The organism is Synechococcus sp. O70.2 (assembly GCF_047462135.1).
In the GTDB taxonomy this organism is placed as follows: domain Bacteria; phylum Cyanobacteriota; class Cyanobacteriia; order Thermostichales; family Thermostichaceae; genus Thermostichus.
In genome coordinates this window covers 416,272-432,937 of the sequence record NZ_JANSIS010000001.1, presented here as the reverse complement: position 1 = coordinate 432,937, position 16,666 = coordinate 416,272, and the positions used below count along the sequence as shown (strand labels likewise).

At 60.1% G+C, this 16,666-nt stretch carries 14 protein-coding genes and 1 tRNA gene; 4 read left to right on the top strand and 11 right to left on the bottom strand.

Going from position 1 to position 16,666, the window contains the following annotated elements; all coding sequences use genetic code 11:
* Window positions 1-11: 11 nt before the first annotated feature.
* On the bottom strand, window positions 12-569 hold the full coding sequence (locus NW812_RS02025; protein WP_414393582.1) for a carboxymuconolactone decarboxylase family protein: 558 nt from the start codon (window positions 567-569) through the stop codon (window positions 12-14).
* Window positions 570-675: 106 nt separating this feature from the next.
* Complete coding sequence (locus NW812_RS02020; RefSeq protein WP_414393580.1) at window positions 676-927, bottom strand: hypothetical protein; 252 nt, start codon at window positions 925-927, stop codon at window positions 676-678.
* Window positions 928-1,141: 214 nt separating this feature from the next.
* Here NW812_RS02020 and NW812_RS02015 point away from each other — a divergent pair.
* Window positions 1,142-1,221: transfer RNA gene (locus NW812_RS02015), tRNA-Leu, on the top strand.
* Window positions 1,222-1,278: 57 nt separating this feature from the next.
* On the opposite strand, the gene NW812_RS02010 is transcribed toward NW812_RS02015, so the two are convergent.
* From NW812_RS02010 to NW812_RS01985, 6 genes are all read right to left on the bottom strand, one after another.
* Window positions 1,279-2,997 carry an ArnT family glycosyltransferase gene (locus NW812_RS02010; RefSeq protein WP_414393797.1) on the bottom strand — a complete coding sequence of 573 codons (1,719 nt, stop codon included), beginning with the start codon at window positions 2,995-2,997 and terminating at the stop codon, window positions 1,279-1,281.
* Window positions 2,998-3,076: 79 nt separating this feature from the next.
* A complete protein-coding gene (locus tag NW812_RS02005; RefSeq protein ID WP_414393579.1) occupies window positions 3,077-4,486 on the bottom strand; it encodes a DUF2254 family protein in 1,410 nt (469 codons plus the stop codon).
* Complete coding sequence (locus NW812_RS02000; protein ID WP_414393577.1) at window positions 4,458-4,712, bottom strand: hypothetical protein; 255 nt, start codon at window positions 4,710-4,712, stop codon at window positions 4,458-4,460. The genes NW812_RS02005 and NW812_RS02000 overlap by 29 nt, the downstream gene beginning before the upstream one ends.
* A 34-nt stretch (window positions 4,713-4,746) precedes the next feature.
* Window positions 4,747-6,207, bottom strand: coding sequence for a signal recognition particle-docking protein FtsY (ftsY, locus tag NW812_RS01995; RefSeq protein ID WP_414393576.1), 1,461 nt, complete (start codon window positions 6,205-6,207; stop codon window positions 4,747-4,749).
* 94 nt (window positions 6,208-6,301) lie between these two features.
* Window positions 6,302-7,159 (bottom strand): formyltetrahydrofolate deformylase, encoded by an 858-nt coding sequence (gene purU, locus NW812_RS01990; RefSeq protein WP_414393574.1) that lies wholly within the window; start codon window positions 7,157-7,159, stop codon window positions 6,302-6,304.
* Window positions 7,160-7,456: 297 nt separating this feature from the next.
* The gene (locus NW812_RS01985) at window positions 7,457-7,795 is read right to left on the bottom strand and encodes a TatA/E family twin arginine-targeting protein translocase (protein ID WP_011429652.1); all 339 of its coding nucleotides are present in this window, start codon (window positions 7,793-7,795) and stop codon (window positions 7,457-7,459) included.
* Between the two features lie 194 nt (window positions 7,796-7,989).
* Between NW812_RS01985 and secA the strand changes: the two genes are divergently transcribed.
* The gene (secA, locus tag NW812_RS01980) at window positions 7,990-10,845 is read left to right on the top strand and encodes a preprotein translocase subunit SecA (RefSeq protein ID WP_414393572.1); all 2,856 of its coding nucleotides are present in this window, start codon (window positions 7,990-7,992) and stop codon (window positions 10,843-10,845) included.
* A 25-nt stretch (window positions 10,846-10,870) separates the two neighbouring features.
* Here secA and NW812_RS01975 read toward each other — a convergent pair whose 3' ends face one another.
* The 3 genes from NW812_RS01975 to NW812_RS01965 all read right to left on the bottom strand — a co-directional run bounded on the left by NW812_RS01975 (window position 10,871) and on the right by NW812_RS01965 (window position 14,823).
* Window positions 10,871-11,623 (bottom strand): PspA/IM30 family protein, encoded by a 753-nt coding sequence (locus tag NW812_RS01975; protein WP_414393570.1) that lies wholly within the window; start codon window positions 11,621-11,623, stop codon window positions 10,871-10,873.
* An 86-nt stretch (window positions 11,624-11,709) separates the two neighbouring features.
* Entirely contained in the window at window positions 11,710-12,366 is a 657-nt protein-coding gene (locus NW812_RS01970; RefSeq protein ID WP_414393568.1) for a polysaccharide deacetylase family protein, read from the bottom strand.
* Window positions 12,367-12,375: 9 nt separating this feature from the next.
* Window positions 12,376-14,823 (bottom strand): DUF3656 domain-containing U32 family peptidase, encoded by a 2,448-nt coding sequence (locus NW812_RS01965; RefSeq protein WP_414393566.1) that lies wholly within the window; start codon window positions 14,821-14,823, stop codon window positions 12,376-12,378.
* A gap of 216 nt (window positions 14,824-15,039) precedes the next feature.
* On the opposite strand from NW812_RS01965, the gene NW812_RS01960 reads away from it, so the two are divergent.
* Entirely contained in the window at window positions 15,040-16,014 is a 975-nt protein-coding gene (locus tag NW812_RS01960; RefSeq protein WP_414393565.1) for an acetyl-CoA carboxylase carboxyltransferase subunit alpha, read from the top strand.
* Window positions 16,015-16,171: 157 nt separating this feature from the next.
* Window positions 16,172-16,606 (top strand): photosystem I reaction center subunit II PsaD, encoded by a 435-nt coding sequence (locus NW812_RS01955; protein WP_414393564.1) that lies wholly within the window; start codon window positions 16,172-16,174, stop codon window positions 16,604-16,606.
* Window positions 16,607-16,666: the final 60 nt, after the last annotated feature.

The window sequence follows — 16,666 nt, the reverse complement described above, 5'->3', positions numbered from 1 at the left end:
CTAGCGGCCAGCTAGGAGGCCTGGAGTTGCTCGGCAAAAACGGGATCCAGAGGCACATCCAAAGCGGCGATGACCTTGGTCCAGAAGTTCATGAAGCCAATCCAGGCCGAGAGCTCCACCAGATCTTCGTCTGACCAAATAGCTTTGAGGCGGGCAAAGAAGCTGTCGGTCACCACCATGCTGGGCACGGTCATGCGCTCGGCGTACTCGATGGCTAGCTTCTCGGCTTCAGTGTAGAGGGAGCTGGTGCGGGCCTGCGCCACCGCTGCAATTTTGGCTGGGGGGACCCCCAGTTTTTGCGCCTGCAGGGTGTGGTAGGGCAGGCAGTAGTGGCGGCAGCCGTTGATCTGGGCAATGCGGATGCTGATCAGTTCTTTTAGCTCCTCAGGCAGGTTGGGATTTTGCGTGTGTAGCGCCCCATAGAGGTTCATCACCGCCCGCATCAGTTGAGGCTTGTGGGCCATTACCTGCAAGGGGTTCAGGGCAGTGCCGTAGGTTTTTTCCAGGCTTTCGTAAACCTTCTGCAGTTGCTTATCGGCTTTCTCTGGAGTAACAGGAGGGATCCGCATGGACTGTCTATAGCAATTGCCGCATTCTCGACTTTAGCGCGTTTGGGAGATCTGCCCAAGCCTTCCACCCTCCTGTCCTGGCTGCTTTCTCTTCGCAAGCCCCAGTTCAATTGCCCAAGGACTGCTCAATGGCTTCCACTTGCTGCTGGGTAGCGGTGGCTCCTTGGTTGAGGGTTTGTTGCAGTTGATCCCGCGACTGGTAGATCTGCAGCGGCCCTCCCTGCGGGATCCCTTGCTGGGCGGCCTCGGGACTGGCCTGTTCCGGCCTTGGCTCCGAGCTCAAGGGGTTGCGGTAGAGGCGGTTGACCAGCAGAAAGCCCACCAGCACCACGGCAGCAGCCACCAAAAGTCGAATCATAGGGGATCCCTTGCAAACCGCTAGTTCTAGACCTAGAATGCCCCAAAAGAGCGACGAGTATCAGAAGGCTAGGAGCCCTCTCCCCACGAAGAAAGTAAGAGCAACCTCAACAGGTCTCTAGGGGCATGGATCCCGTTGGCTCCCAGTTGTCAGCCGGGTTGGGGCAGCAAAGTTGACGGGCCTCTGTTCCTTCAGTACGATAATGGATCTAGCTGGGCGAGTGGCGGAACTGGTAGACGCACCGCACTCAAAATGCGGCGGGAAACCGTGTCGGTTCGAATCCGACCTTGCCCATGGCAAAGTGACCTGCCTGCTTCCACGACCTGCAGCTAGCAGCAGAGTTCACCTCCACTACCCCGCTTTCAAGCGGCGCACCAGTTGCCAGCCCTCCACCTCGGCCAAAGGCTGCAGCCCCAGATTCTGGATCGATATCTGCTGAGCTTGGACAGGAGAGACCCACAGGTAATCCCCATGTTTCCCTGCTTGCAGGGCCTGGTTATCCACCCACCGTCCTGGGTTGGGGGTGTAGAAGGCAAGGGCCTGGGCCTGACAGACGTCCGCTAGGCCGCTGCGGCCAATGTCCACTGTGGGAAAATCAGAGTCTGCAGAGCCCAGCATCTGTTTCCAGTCCATCTGGGCAAAGGCGGGATTGAAATTGCCGAAGTCAGGCCGCAGGACAATGCTGACCACGGCGAGGAGGCTGGCAGCTAGAAGCGTGCCCACCCAGAGTTCGCCGGCATAGTGCAGCACCCGCCGCCAGCTCCAGATCGCTGGCAAGAGCAGATACAACAGGCCGATCGCCATCAATGGCCAAGCGTGGGGTTGGAGCAGACCCAGTCCCTCGACGTCCCGCTTGAGGGCCAGCCCCAAACCCAAAAGCAGGGTTCCCACCGCCGCCAGCCCCCAAGAGAGCACCTGGGCCACATGGGGTCTGTCGCGGCGAGAGCCTCGTCCTACTGTTGCCGGCAAGGCGGAGCGGAGCGGAAAGGGCAGAGCTTGATCCAGAACCACCCCCGCTAGGAGAGCTAGCCAGGGATAGAGCTGTACCGTGTAGTAGGGCGTTTTGGTGGGATAGAGCTGCAAGAGCAAAAACAACAGCAGGGGGAAAGACCAAACCAGCAGGGTGGATCCCGGCTTTTGCCGCAGCAGCAGCCAGCCTCCCACCAAGGCCAAAACCGTCCAGGGGAAGCCATGGATCGGGATGTGCCAAAAGTAATACCAGCCGGTGGCATCGGCATGGAAGGGTTCTTGCCCCAGATCCCACACCTTCCCCACCAAAGCAGCTAACACCTTTGGGCCGTGCACCCCTACAGCCGGCACTAGCCACAGGCCAAAGATCCCCAAGCCCAGGCCAATTGCCAGCCAAAATTGGGCAGATCCCAGCCAGTGCCGCCGCTGCTGCCACAGGTAGGGGATCAAAGCCACCGCCGGCAGCAGGATCATGGCGCTCTTCATCAAAAGGCCCAGTCCAAAGGCCACTCCCGCCAACCAGAACCAGCGCCGGTGGCCGCGGATGCCGTTCACTAGGCCTAGGATCCCCAGGAGCTCCAGGCAGGTTAGAGGCACATCCTGGCCCACCAGCCGCCCCTGCTGCACCCAGAGGTAGCACAGGGGCAAAACTGCCATTCCCAAGAGGGCCGCCCGGCTTGGCAAAAAGGCCCGCCCAATCCAGCCGATGAGGGGGATGGAAAGCAAAGCCGCCAGGATCCCGGGCAGCCGCGCCGCCCACTCGTTTACGCCATAAAGGGCAAAGCTGAGGGCCACGCTCCAGGTAAGTAGGGGAGGCTTCTCAAAAAAAGGCTCTCCCAGAAAAGTTGGCCCCAGCCAGTTGCCTCCCCGCAGCAGCTCGCGAGCCATCTGGGCGTAAAAGCTCTCGTCACAACCAGCCAAACTGGGATCCGCTCCCGAGAGCACAAACAGCGGCACTGCCAGGCCCACGATCAATAGGCTCAAAGCCCAAAAGGAAAACAGATGCGGGTCGCGGCGAAACTGGACAAAAGAGCTGGCTGGGGGCAGGGATCCCCGGCGAGGAGCACTGCCCAAACGGTTGGGGTTGCCGAAGGGACGCATGAACAAGCCCTCTGGAACGGCACCAAGTGGCGGCTCTAACCAGACTAGACTCTGCAGAAGGAGATCTGGCCTTTTCTTTTTACGGAAGCTCCAGGGATCCAGGAACGCCCTCCAGGCTGGCTGGCAGAGAGGTTAGTCCCTGAAACCAGCTGAAAAACTGCTCGGCATAGGGTCGAAGGGCAGGCTCCAGGTAGTAGAAGTTCTCCGCCCGATCTGTAAACTCCCAAAACTCAGAAGCAGTGGAGTGAAGTTCCTGGCGGATGATCTGCAGTCGGGCCAAAGGCTCCTGTTGCATATCCTCATAGATCAGCCTGGCCAAATCCTCCCGCCCACGGCTGAGGAAATAGGCTGCTAGCCGCGCCTGGGTTTTCCGGATCCCGCGCAGGGTCATTTCCTGCTGCTCGCTTTCCGGGTCTTGGTCCAGGTGGAGCAGGACTTGTAGGATGGCCTCCGTTGTCTCTGACTGCAGCGCGCAGCTGAGTTGGGCCAGCACCCCTAGGTCAAAGCCAAAGGCTTCAGAAAGGAAAAGTAAGCCGGCCTTGTAGGCCACTAGGCTGTAGTAGCGAAAATGGCCGACCATCTCCAAGACCAACGCCGACTGCTGATGGCGCAAAGCGGCCTCGGCCAGCAAACGGTACTGCTTGAGCAGGTTGTAGCCGCTGCGGATATCCCGCGCGTTGATCACCGCCCGCAAGTAGGTGTTGAAGAACTTAATCACCCAGCCGACCAGCCGGAGCTCCCGGCTTTGCAGGGCGCGGATCCCCAGCTCCCGCGTGTGAATGGCCACCAGAGTACTTGCTTGCCGCAGGCCATTGAGGCCCTCAGTAAACAGGGCCTGATACTGCCGCAGGATCTTCAGCTCCAGCCAGGATCCCTCCGCTTCGACTTGGCGCAACAGCCCCTCATCCACTGAGGCAAAGTCCGGATCTCGCCGCAGCGCTGGCGTCCAGAGAAACCAGGAGCGGGGTAGGTGTGCCTTGTGCTGGGCATAGAACATCCACAGGGCCTTTAGGCTATCCAAGGCTTCCAGGAGGATGACCTCCTCCCGTTGGCGCAGGGCGCTGATGGCAATACTTTTGATTTCATCCAAGGCCGAGAGGCAGCGCTGATGGGCGGCAGCGCAAGGTTGTAGTGCAGAGGGCTGCCGCTGTTCTAATCTGGATCGTGAGGATTTGGAGGCAAGGGATCCCAAGATCGCCTGCTGCACCTGCTGCTCAATGCGGCGAATAATCGAAGTCGGCTGCAGGAAGTGAAACACAAAGCTGAAATAGGGGATGAGCACCAAAAACGAGGCCGTACCCAGCAGTAGGTTTAGCCCAATCAGGAGCTGGGGATCCTCGTAGAAACCCAGGGCCACCGAGCTCCACAAACTGACCACATTCGCCAAAATCAAAAACGAGAAGAGGTAGAAATTGGTCTTCTCCCGCAGAAACAACTCGGTAACTTTGGGGGTGAAGCGATCAGCACTCAACTGCACCACAATGGCCACCACCGAGAGGGTAAAGCCCTAGCATCCCCGACAGCACCTCGGCCAAGGTGACCACAAACTCCTGCAGCGCTCCTGGCTGCTGAACGGGTTGGGCAAGAGCCAACGCCAAGCCGGCTTGGATCCAGCGGTGCGCCCCCCCTGCCCAGGCTAGGCCTGCCACCACCCCCACCGCACTCCAAAGCCAAACTTGAGAGCGAGGCTTGGCAGCGTTTGCGGCTAAACCCATCTCCTCTCCCCCCACCACCTTACCCAATAGGAGCTCAATATTCGCTAAGAAGAGCCTCCACAAACTCGTAGCTGGAAAAAGGCCTTAGATCCTCCAACCCCTCGCCAGCTCCAATAAAGCGGATAGGCAGGTTCATCTGCTGGGTAATAGCTAGGGCGATCCCTCCTTTGGCGGTGCTGTCCAGCTTGGTGAGGATGACGCCGGTTAGCTTGGCCACTTCGGCAAACACCTGGGCCTGGCGCAGGCCGTTTTGCCCTTGGGTAGCATCCAAAACCAAGAGGCTTTCCACCTTGGCTTCGGGAGCTTTCTTGTCGATGATGCGGCGGATCTTGGCCAGCTCCTCCATCAGGTTCTTCTTGTTCTGCAGGCGGCCTGCTGTATCTACCAAGAGCAACTCGGTGCCTCTGGCCTTGGCGGCGGTGATGGCATCAAACACCACGGCGGCCGGGTCAGCGTTAGGGGAAGGGTTGGCGATGACCTCCACCCCCGCCCGCTCTGCCCAGATCTTGAGCTGCTCTACGGCGGCAGCGCGGAAGGTGTCGGCAGCAGCAATTAGACACTGGTAGCCGGACTGGCGGGCCACATGGGCAATTTTGCCGATGGTGGTGGTCTTGCCCACTCCATTCACGCCCACGATCAGCCAGATGTTGAGCGTGCCCCGCTGGGGCGCAAAGGTGGGATCCCCTACCGTCAGCATCTGCCGCATCTGCTGCTTGAGGTACTTCACCGCCTCCTCTGGAGGCACCACCTCCTCCCGCATGCGTTTTTGCAGGGCCTGGAGGATCTGCTCGGTGGCCTCAACGCCCACATCCGCCTGCAGCAGCATCGTCTCAATGGTTTCGACCGCCTCCCGATCAAGAGGCCCCCGGCCCATTAGAGCCTTTAATTGGTTGATCAGGTTGAGGCGGGTTTTGCCCAGACTTCGCCGCAGCTTCTGCAGCCAGGAAATTTCTTCTACGGAGATCTCTTCGGGCTTGCGTCCTTGGGCCGCCAGGATCTCGGCTGACCAGCGGAAGCCCTCGTCGAAAACCAGCTCTTCCGCCGCCGACTCTGCCGACTCTGGGGGTGGGGCAGCAGGAGCAACAACGCTGGCAGGGATCGGCTCTGCTTCCTCCACGGCGCTTGCCTTTAGGGCCTGCAGGCGCTCGGCAGCGCGAGGAGCCAGATCAAAAAAGGAGGGGACAGCAGCCGGCTGCTCGGGAGACGATGAGGGAGAGGCGGCTTCAGGTGCTGTAGCTGCTGGAGCAGAGGGCTGGGATCCCTCGCTTGCGGGGGGTTCTGGGGCGGCTGGGGAGACAACCTCTGCTTGAGTAGCTTTGGCGGCAGCCCGCGCTTTTAGGTTGGCATAGGCGGCTTTAGCAAAGGCCAAATAGTCTTCCGGCGACATGGCAGCCGGCTCTGCCGCTGGGGGGGTTGCCGACTCGGCCTTTTGGGGAGAGGACTCTGCTTCACCCTTGGAGTCGGTGTAGCGACGGCGAAACCAATCAAAGGCCATAATCCCACCTCTAGCCTGACTTTTTTCCAGTTTGGCAAAGCAGCTTCTTTTCCAGAGCTCGGCCTTTGCACCCAAAGAGGAAGGGACAGTTTCCCTAGGCAAACACCACCGTTTTGTTGCAGTACACCAGGACGCGATTTTCTAGGTGATAGCGCACGGCCCGGGCTAGGACCAGGCGCTCCACGTCGCGGCCTTTGCGGATGAGGTCAGCTACCGTGTCGCGGTGACTCACCCGCACTACGTCCTGCTCGATGATTGGCCCTTCATCCAGCTCCTCGGTGGCGTAGTGGGCAGTGGCGCCGATGATCTTGACGCCCCGCTGGTGGGCACGCTGGTAGGGGTTAGCACCGGCAAAAGCAGGCAGCGTAGAGTGGTGAATGTTGATCACCGGGGGCGCCTGGCGGAGCAGCCACCCGCTCAAGACCTGCATGTATTTGGCCAGCACCACCAAGTCAACCAAGTCAATGCGATATTCCTGCAGCAAGGCCAGTTGTCGGGCCTCTGCCTCGGCTCTGTTTTCTGGAGAAACGGGGATGTGGTAGTAGTCGATGCCAAAAGAGCGGGCCAGCGGCTCCAAGTCGGGGTGGTTGCTGATGATCAGAGGGATCTCCGCCGGCAGCTCCCCAGCCCTCTGCCGCCAGATGAGATCCAACAGACAGTGGGGTTGCTTGCTAACCCACACCGCAATGTGCCGGCGCGTATCGGAAAAATGCAGCTCCCAGTTGGCCTGGATCCCGCGGGCAATGCCGGAGAAGGCAGGGACGATCTCCCACCGTTCCAGGCGAAAGCCCTCTAAATCCCACTCGATGCGGCTTAGGAACAACCCTGCCTCGAGATCCGTGTGGTGGTCAGCGTGAAGAATGTTGCCGTCGTAGCTGTAGATGAAGTTGGAGAGCTTGGCTACCAGGCCTTTTTGATCGGGACAGGACACCAATAGGGTAGCCGTGGGCATAGAAGTGCAAAGAGCTCGCCCCTTTACCCTAGGACTTGGATTGGTCTGAGGGCAAGCGCCCCTGGCCAGGGGGTTTCAGTCTTGAGCTCTTGCAGCAACCCAGAACCCCCCGGCTGGCTGTCCCAACGCCTGAAGTTGATGGGAATTACATCACCGCTGAGGAGTCGGCGAGGGACAGCTCCTGAGAATAACTCGAGGGGTTTTGGCCGTGCTGCTGCAGCCAGGCTTTTGCATTCGCCAGGGCATAGTTAGGATTGTCCTTATGCCGAGACAGAGCGGGTCGAAGCGGGGCATGGGCTAGGCAGCATCCACGCTTGAAGATCCCTCGGACAGGGATGCGGCGGCCCTGGGCTCTGCCTCCACAACCGGCTTTGTGGGCATATCGGCTGTGGCAACTGGGTCGGTTTTGAGCGGAGCTGCAGGGGCTGTCTGGGGACTAGAGGCGCGGGCGGCTCTTTCTAGCTCCTGGGCTTCCTGATTTAGCTGAGCCTCAAACTCCCTGGCAGCATCCTGCAAGCTGCGCAAGGTTTTGGCTAGGGCACGACCAATCTCTGGTAGCTTGCGTGGCCCAAACACTAGGAGAGCCACTGCAAAGATAACCAGCATTTCCGGCAGTCCGACGCCCAAGAAATTCATAAGCCCTGGGATCGCTTTGCTTCCCTAGCCTGACATCTTCTTGCCCTTGTCCGCAAGCGCTTTTGCCTCTGCTGCAGCAAACTGCCGCTGCCGTCTTGGCTGGGCTACCAGGTCAGGCCCTTTCCGGCCGCCCAAGCCCAGGGGAGGGGAATGATAAAATTGCGCTATACCTGTTCTATTGGCCTAGGCTTCCCATGCTCCAAGCCCTACAGAAGCTTCTCGGGGATCCCAACGAGCGCAAGATCCGCAAGTACCTGCCTGTTGTCAAGCTGATCAACTCGCTGGAGATCGAGATTGCCTCCCTTTCCGATGCGGAGCTCAGGGCCAAGACCACCGAGTTTCGCCAACGCCTAGACAGAGGAGAGTCCCTCGACGAACTCCTGCCCGAGGCTTTTGCAGTGGTGCGAGAGGCGGCCAAGCGGGTTCTCAACATGCGCCACTACGACGTGCAGCTCATTGGTGGCATGGTGCTGCACGAGGGCCAGATTGCCGAGATGAAAACGGGGGAGGGGAAGACCCTGGTGGCCACCCTACCGGCCTACTTAAACGGCCTGACGGGGAAGGGGGTTCACATCGTTACTGTCAACGGCTATTTGGCCCGGCGAGACTCGGAGTGGATGGGCCAGGTGCACCGCTTCCTGGGCCTGACGGTTGGCTTGGTGCAAGAGGGCATGTCCACCGACGAGAAGCGGCGCAGCTACCACTGCGACATTACTTACTGCACCAACAGCGAACTGGGCTTTGACTACCTGCGGGACAACCTGGCCACCGATATCAGAGAAGTGATGCAGCGGCCCTTTAATTACTGCATTATTGACGAGGTGGACTCCATCCTCATCGACGAGGCCCGCACCCCCTTGATCATCTCTGGCCAGGTGTCCCGTCCCTCCGAGAAGTACCTCAAAGCAGCCCAGGTGGCCCGGGAGCTGATCCGCGACGAGCACTACGAGGTGGATGAAAAAGCCCGCAACATCATCCTCACCGACGAAGGTTTTGAGGCTGCCGAGCGGTTGCTGGGGGTCTCGGATCTGTTCGATCCTAAGGATCCCTGGGCGCACTTTGTCTTTAACGCTGTAAAGGCCAAGGAGCTCTTCATCCGGGATGTCCACTACATCGTCCGCAACCAAGAGGTGGTGATCGTGGACGAGTTCACCGGGCGGGTGCTCCCTGGTCGCCGCTGGTCGGATGGCCTGCACCAGGCCATTGAAGCCAAAGAGGGGGTGCCCATTCAAAGCGAGAGCCAAACCCTAGCCACCGTTACTTACCAAAACCTCTTCCGCCTCTATCCCAAGCTTGCCGGCATGACGGGCACAGCTCGCACTGAGGAAGCAGAGTTTGTTAAAATCTACAACCTCGAAGTGACTGTTATCCCCACCAACCGCCCCATTCGCCGCATAGATGCCCCTGACCTGGTGTACAAGACTGAAAACGCCAAGTGGAAGGCGGTGGTCGAGGAGATTGCCTACATGCACGCCAAGGGGCGGCCCGTTTTGGTGGGAACCACCAGCGTGGAAAAATCCGAACGCCTCTCGGCCATGCTCAAGGAAAGAGGGATCCCCCACAACCTCCTCAACGCCAAGCCGGAGAACGTAGAGCGGGAGGCGGAAATCATTGCTCAGGCGGGTCGCAAAGGTGCTGTAACCATTGCTACCAACATGGCTGGGCGGGGCACGGACATCATCTTGGGTGGCAACGCGGAATACATGGCCCGCCTCAAACTGCGGGAACGGCTGATGCCCAAGCTGGTACAGCTGGATCCCGACAACCCCCTGGGATCGGCCTCCACGACAAGCCGCGGCGGCGGTCAAGGGTTTGGCCCAGCCTCGCCCAAGCCGAAAAAGTCCTGGACGGTGGTCTCCCCCAACTTTTACCCCTGTGAGCTCTCAGCTCGCACCAGCCAGGCTTTGGAGGAGGTGGTGGCCGCTGCAGTGGCCAAGTATGGGTTAAACCGCCTGCCGGAGCTGGTAGTGGAAGATCTCATCGCAGTGGCCTCGGAGAAGGCGCCGGTGCAGGATCCCCTGATCTTGCAACTGCGAGAGGTCTACAACAGCATCAAGGCCGAGTACGAAAAGGTCACGGAGGCCGAGCACGAGGAGGTGGTGCGGCTGGGGGGCTTGCATGTCATTGGCACGGAGCGCCACGAGTCCCGCCGCATCGACAACCAGCTGCGCGGCCGCGCTGGACGGCAAGGAGACCCTGGCTCCTCGCGGTTTTTCCTCAGCCTGGAAGACAACCTACTCAAGATCTTCGGTGGCGAACGGGTGGCCAAGCTGATGGACATGTTCCGGGTAGACGAAGACATGCCCATCGAGCACCCGCTCCTGTCGAAGAGCCTGGAAAATGCCCAGCGCAAGGTGGAGGTGTACTACTTTGACCTGCGTAAGCAGGTGTTTGAATACGACGAGGTTCTCAACAACCAGCGGCGGGCTATCTACTCGGAGCGTCGGCGCATTCTGGAAGGGGAGAACCTCAAGACCAAGATCCTGGACTACGTGCGCAAGACCGTTGAGGAGATCGTGCAAGCCCACGTCAACCCGGAGCTGCCGCCGGAGGAGTGGGAAATCGACAAGCTGACGGCCAAGATGCAGGAGTTCATTCCCCTGCTCAAAGACAACCTCAAGGTTGAGGACTTACGGGATCTCTCCTATCAGGAAATCCTCGACTACCTGATCAAACAGGCGGAGATGGCCTACGAGGCCAAAGAGGCTTTCTTGGATACCTTTGAGCCTGGCCTGATGCGGAAGGCTGAGCGCTTTTTCCTATTGCAGCAGGTGGATACTCTCTGGCGGGAGCACCTGCAGCAGATGGAGGCGCTGCGGGAAGCGGTGGGCCTGCGCGGCTATGGCCAGCGGGATCCCCTCATCGAATACAAGAACGAGGGCTACGAGCTGTTCCTAGAGATGCTGGACAACATCCGCCGCAACACCGTGTACAACCTCTTTGTCTTTACACCCCAGATCGTACAAGTGCCGCAGGCAGTGCCCCTGCAAGCGGTGGCTGCTGGTTCCGAGACAAGCCAGGTGCCAGAAGCCGACTTTACCCACGAATAAAGCAAAGCCTCGCTAGGACACGTGATCAAGAGCGCTTCTCGAAGTCCAGATCCGGCAAGGGCAGCTTGGCGGTGCTGCCTCCCTGGCCACTGAGCATAGCTAGGCGGCGGGAGATCTCGTCCTCAAGAGCCATTTCGTCAAGCTGGGCGGCAAGTTGCTCGCTGCGATCCTCGGAGAGCTCGCTGAGGGCGTGGACCTTGAGCTGGCGAGCCTGGATGGCGTTCTTGGCCGCCTCAAATTGGGACTTGGCCGAGTCAATGCTATAGGCGTTGTTAACGCGGGTCATCTGTTCAAGGGCTTTGTTCACCTCGTAGATGTCTTTGAGGTTGCTCAGCTCGCGCTTGTAGAGGGCCAGACGCTCTTTTTCCCGGGCCAGCTTTTCCTTGGCAGCCTTGACATAGCGCTCAGCAGTTTCCACTCGTTCCTTGAGCGGGCCAAGAGCGGCCTCAATGCGCAGGGCTTCGGCCATAGCTAGGCGAGCGGCTTCTTGATCCCCCCGTTGCATAGCCAGGCGAGCCTTGTTCTCCAGCGCCTGGTACTCCCGCACCTTTTGCACGTACTTTTGCTCGGCCCGCTGGTAGGCAGCTACCTGGGTGGCGACGGCTTCGGTGAGACGCTGCACAGTCTCCTGCATGGTTCGCACCGATTCTTCGGCCACCGCCACTGCCTCTGCCCCGCCTTTTTCCACCGGCAGCCCCCAAAGCCAATTCCACGTGCCCACGATGAGGCTGCCGGCTCGCTGCCCGAAAATGCCGTAGATGATCTTGCGCACGCCCACGGCTTGCCCTCCCTATCGCTGCCTTTCACTGTATTCAATTTCCTCTGCAACTGGGAAGATTGCCAGAAAGGGGCAAGCGGACAAAGTCAAACCCTTGCTCCCCCAAGGCCGGGATCAAACGGCGGACTACCTCGGCTGCCTGAGATCCCCCCTGGACGCCGTCGTGGAGCACAATCAGGGAGCCGGGCCGCACTTGGTTGAGCACCCGCTCCACCACCACGGCCACCGGCGGGCAGAGCCAATCCTCCGGCACTACACTCCACATCACCGGTAGATACCCCCAGGAGCGCAAGTCGGTTAGCGTCCGGGGCGAAGAGACCGTTGGGGGGGCGCACGGCCCGATACTCTTCTGGGGTGCCGCCACAGGCAGCCACGAGGGTATCCTGGCTGCGTCGCAAGCTCTGTAGCAGTTCGCCTCGGCTAAGCTGGGTAAACGAGCGGTGCTGCCAGCCGTGCAGGCCAATGCCGTGGCTCTGTTGGCGGATTTTCCGGGCCAGGTGGGGCCAGCGCTGCACCCGTTCCCCCAACACAAAGAAGGTGGCTGGTACCTGAAACTCCTGTAAAACTTGCAACAGGGTCGGCGTGTATTCAGGGTGAGGGCCATCGTCAAAGGTAAGGGCCACCTGTCGCTTCTGAGGATCTGGCGGTAAGTCCCAGAGAGCCTCAGGAAAAAGGGTCTTGAGGCCCTGCTGCAGAAGGGGGTAGAGGGCAGAGGGGAGGATCTGCGGCGGCCAAAAGGGCATAGATTGACCTCAACTTTCCAGAGAGCCCCTTGTTACCCCCAACTGGCTGTACAGCTTTAGCTCCCGCCACAGTTGAGAGCCACTCATCTGGCCCTGGAGGAGCTGTTGATAGCAGCGTAGGGTTTGCTGAACCTGCTCGGCAGACTCCCGCAAGAACTCAATGCGCAGATATCGCAACCCCAGCGCCAGGAGCTGCGACACATATTCTGCCCCAGTTTGGGCCTTGCCATTGTAGAGGGTGTTGCGGCAGCCAGCATCGGCTTTCAAAATGTGCTCCACATTGGCCCTGTCCCTCAGCCTTACTTCGTGCTTTTCGCAGGGGCGGCCACAGTTGGTGTAATCCGTGCCACTGGACAAAAAGGCGCAGAAGACGCAGTGCTCCATGTGGAACATGGGCATGTGCTGGTGGATAGTAACCTCGTACCAATGGGCAGGGCCAGCCTGCAGCAGGGATCCCAGTTGCTCATGGTTGAGGTCATAGGAGGCCGTCAGGCGCTCCAGGCGGTAGCGGCTTTTGAAATAGTGGGCGGTGAGGGGATTGGCCACGTTCAGGGAAAAATCGCCGATGCAGCGCTGGTTGGCGAAAAAGCGCAGGTGGTCGTAGTTTCGCACCAGATAGCCATCGGCTCCTGCCGCCAGCACCTGTTTTAGAATCCAAGTTTCCCCCGGCTTAGTGATGCGGGGCGGGGCCGCCCACAGCTCCACCTCGGGGTGAGAAGCTTTGGTAGCGCGGATAACTTCCCGGTAGCGGCGGGGATCCTCAAACTCCAGGTAGATCTGGCGGATGCCACAGGCAATTGCCGCCGACAACTGGGCCGGCTCCCGCACCAACACCACCAGCTGGGGCAATCCCGGCTCGGCTGGCTCTAGGGGAGGCAGCAGGTCTTGCCAGTGGGCGTCAGGATTGAGCTGCCAGCGGCGCGGCTGAGCCCGCAGCGCTTGCAACTGCTCCACTGCCTGGCGCCGCATTTGGTTGAGGACGCTGACCGGCAGCATCACCTCCCCCTCCAGGGCATTGTGCAGGGATCCCAGCCGGAAGGGCGTACCTCCTAGGCGGCCCAGTTGCTGTCGCAGCTTCTCGTCGGTGAGGGGCTGCTGGCGAGCAGGCTGCAAAGGCATGGGGGAATCCACCTGCACCACGTGGCCCTCTTCATCGCGCAGGATGAGGGTCAGGGGCAGTCCGGCCTGGCCATGGACTTCCAGGTGGACGGGGCGGCGGAAGCGCGGCTGATCCCCGGCATAGCTCTGGCGCAGGCGCTTTTCCAGCTCTGGGTCGCTGGTCTTCCAGAGGCGATCCCCTACCCGCAGGCGTTTGAGGTCAATTGCCCCCTGGGCAAAGCTCAGCCAGGCCAACCCCTGCTTCTGGTGCACGCGGTAAACTCGTCCCCCCTGCTCCGGCAGCTCTGGCTCCCCCTGGTCAAACACCACGCCATCCCCCGCCTTGAGGGGGGCCTCTAGGCGCACTCCCACCTGATCCCCCTCGATCCTCACCACCTGCCCCAGGTAAACGCCGCGCTTTTTGCCAAAACGGGCATGCACCAGCTTCTTGTTGTTGATGCCTCGCAGCCAGCCGGTGTACAGGCCGCGGGAAAAGCTCATCTCCAGCTCATACCATTCCTGGGCTGAGGGCTGCCACGCCTGCCCTGCCCCCAAGGCGTCCAAGGCCCGCCGATAGATGCGCGTTACGCTGGCTACATACTCTGGGGATTTCAGTCGGCCCTCAATTTTCAAGCAGTGGATCCCTAGCTTGACTAGCTCTGGCAACACTTCCAAGCCAGCTAAATCTTGGGGGCTAAGTAGATACCGCTTCTCTCCCAGATCGCGGCGAACCCCGTCCACCACCAGCTCGTAGGGCAAGCGACAGGCCTGGGCGCACTCCCCGCGGTTGGCCGAGCGTCTCCCCAGCGCCTCGCTGGTTAGGCATTGCCCGGAGTAGGCCACGCACAGGGCCCCATGGACAAACACCTCCAGAGCAATTGGGGATCCCCTCTCTTCCAGATGGGCGCGGATCTTGGCTATTTCCTTGAGGGAACACTCCCGCGCCAGCACCACCACCTCACAGCCCAGCTCGGCAGCAAACTCCGCTCCCACGCCGCTGGTAATAGTCATCTGCGTTGAGGCGTGGATGGGCAGGTCGGGAGAAAGATGTCGAACCAGGCGCGCAATGCCGACATCCTGCACGATGACCGCGTCTACCCCTGCTGCCGTCATCGCGCGGATGTACCGTTCCGCCTCCTCCAGCTCTTCAGGAAAGACCAAGGTATTTAAAGTGACGTAGCCCCTCACGCCGCGCTGGTGCAGCCAGGCCATTAGTTCTGGTAGGTCCGCCTCCGTAAAGTTGCGGGCGCGCAGGCGAGCATTGAACCGTTCCAGTCCGAAGTAGATGGCGTCGGCTCCGTTTTCCACCGCTGCCTTGGCACACTCCCAGTCCCCCGCCGGCGCTAGCAGGAGAGGCATCCGAGCTGGCAAAGACTGCTCTCCAAGGCAGCCTGTTGATCCCCCATCTCTGACAACAGCCTTCATGGGAAGAGAACCCGCCAACCCAAGGGAGCCTTTCCCATTCAAAAGGATCCCCCAGGGTAACTCCCTCTAGCCTACCCGATCTGCATGTGAGAAGATCAAAGCCTGACCTCCCCATCTCTGAGCAGACTCCCGAGGTTTAGCCAACACGGTATGAGCAAGTCTAGCGACCGCTTGCTGCTGGAGTTTGAGCAGCCTGTTGCCGCTCTCGAGCAGCGCATCCAGGAGATTCGGGCCTTGGCTGAAGAAAACGACATTGATGCTTCTGAGCAGATTCGCCAACTGGAGGCCAAAGCCGAAGAGCTGCGCCGCGAGATTTTCAGGCAGCTCACACCTGTCGAGCGGCTGCAGGTGGCCCGCCATCCCCGTCGCCCTACCACCTTGGACTATGTGCAGACCATCTGCGACGATTGGTTTGAGCTGCACGGGGATCGCCACGGCCAGGACGATCCGGCCATTGTCGGCGGCCTAGCCAAGCTGGAGGATCAGCCGGTGATGATCCTCGGCCACCAAAAGGGCCGCGACACCAAAGACAACATCCACCGCAACTTCGGCATGCCCAACCCTGCCGGCTACCGCAAAGCCCTGCGGCTCATGGAGCATGCCCACCGCTTTGGTCTGCCCCTTTTGACCTTTATCGACACGCCAGGGGCCTACCCAGGAGTTAAGGCAGAGGCTGAGGGCCAGGGGGAGGCCATTGCCACCAACTTGCGGACGCTGTTTCAGCTGGAGATCCCCATTATCTGTACGGTGATTGGCGAAGGGGGATCCGGGGGGGCCTTGGCCATTGGGGTGGGCAACCGCATTCTGATGTTTGAACACGCCGTCTATTCGGTAATCTCACCAGAGGGCTGTGCAGCCATCCTTTGGAAAGATGCCAAAAAAGCACCCCAGGCGGCAGCAGCCCTGCGCATTACTGCCCAAGATCTGCTGCAACTGGAGGTCATTGACGAGATCCTGCCAGAGCCAGTGGGGGGTGCCCACCGCGCCCCTTTGGAAGCTGCCCAAACTCTCAAAGAGGCTCTCCTAAGACACCTCAAGGAACTTTCCAGGCTGAGCGGGCGGGAGTTGCGGGAAGAGCGTTACCAAAAGTTTCGCCGCATGGGAGCTTTTCTGGAGCTGGCCTAGGAGAGCTAATTATCTTCAGCGAAGCTAGCTCTGCTACGAAAAATTACAGTTCCTGGCCGGCTCTGAGGTCAAAGATCAAGTCAGTGGTAGATTCAAAGTGCTGCGCGCTATCCCAAGCGCGGCCCAAACAACGCTAACTACAACGAGAAGGGAGGCTATGGCTGTGATGGAAGGCGATCCCCGGCAGGGCGCTAAGCTCCCCCTCTTCGGGGGATCTACCGGAGGGCTGTTGAGCGCAGCCGAGACCGAAGAGAAATACGTCATCACCTGGACTGGCAAGCCAGGGCAGGTGTTTGAGATGCCCACGGGCGGGGCTGCTGAGATGGTGGAGGGTAAGAACTACCTCACCTTCGCCCGCAAGGAGCAGTGCCTGGCTCTTGGGGCCCAGCTGAGATCTGAATACAAGATCAACGACTACCAGATCTTCCGCATTCCGGCAGGGGGACAGCCGGAGCTGGTGCATCCCAAAGATGGCGTCTTCCCTGAAAAAGTTAACGAGGGTCGCCAGCCCGTCGGCAAGGTAGATCACAGCATCGGCAAAAACCGCGAGCCCGTTACCTACAAGTTCACCGACGGCAAGCCCTGGGACTAATTGGGCAGTCTTGGTCTTGTCCGATCCCCTGCCAGGCTCAGGGGATCCCTTTTGTCTGTC

Coding starts and splice junctions, on each gene's coding strand:
- NW812_RS02025 (WP_414393582.1), bottom strand. CDS start 569: ATGCGGATCCCTCCTGTTACTCCAGAGAAAGCCGATAAGCAACTGCAG.
- NW812_RS02020 (WP_414393580.1), bottom strand. CDS start 927: ATGATTCGACTTTTGGTGGCTGCTGCCGTGGTGCTGGTGGGCTTTCTG.
- NW812_RS02010 (WP_414393797.1), bottom strand. CDS start 2,997: ATGCGTCCCTTCGGCAACCCCAACCGTTTGGGCAGTGCTCCTCGCCGG.
- NW812_RS02000 (WP_414393577.1), bottom strand. CDS start 4,712: ATGGGTTTAGCCGCAAACGCTGCCAAGCCTCGCTCTCAAGTTTGGCTT.
- ftsY (WP_414393576.1), bottom strand. CDS start 6,207: ATGGCCTTTGATTGGTTTCGCCGTCGCTACACCGACTCCAAGGGTGAA.
- purU (WP_414393574.1), bottom strand. CDS start 7,159: ATGCCCACGGCTACCCTATTGGTGTCCTGTCCCGATCAAAAAGGCCTG.
- NW812_RS01985 (WP_011429652.1), bottom strand. CDS start 7,795: ATGAATTTCTTGGGCGTCGGACTGCCGGAAATGCTGGTTATCTTTGCA.
- secA (WP_414393572.1), top strand. CDS start 7,990: ATGCTCCAAGCCCTACAGAAGCTTCTCGGGGATCCCAACGAGCGCAAG.
- NW812_RS01970 (WP_414393568.1), bottom strand. CDS start 12,366: ATGCCCTTTTGGCCGCCGCAGATCCTCCCCTCTGCCCTCTACCCCCTT.
- NW812_RS01965 (WP_414393566.1), bottom strand. CDS start 14,823: ATGCCTCTCCTGCTAGCGCCGGCGGGGGACTGGGAGTGTGCCAAGGCA.
- NW812_RS01960 (WP_414393565.1), top strand. CDS start 15,040: ATGAGCAAGTCTAGCGACCGCTTGCTGCTGGAGTTTGAGCAGCCTGTT.
- NW812_RS01955 (WP_414393564.1), top strand. CDS start 16,172: ATGGCTGTGATGGAAGGCGATCCCCGGCAGGGCGCTAAGCTCCCCCTC.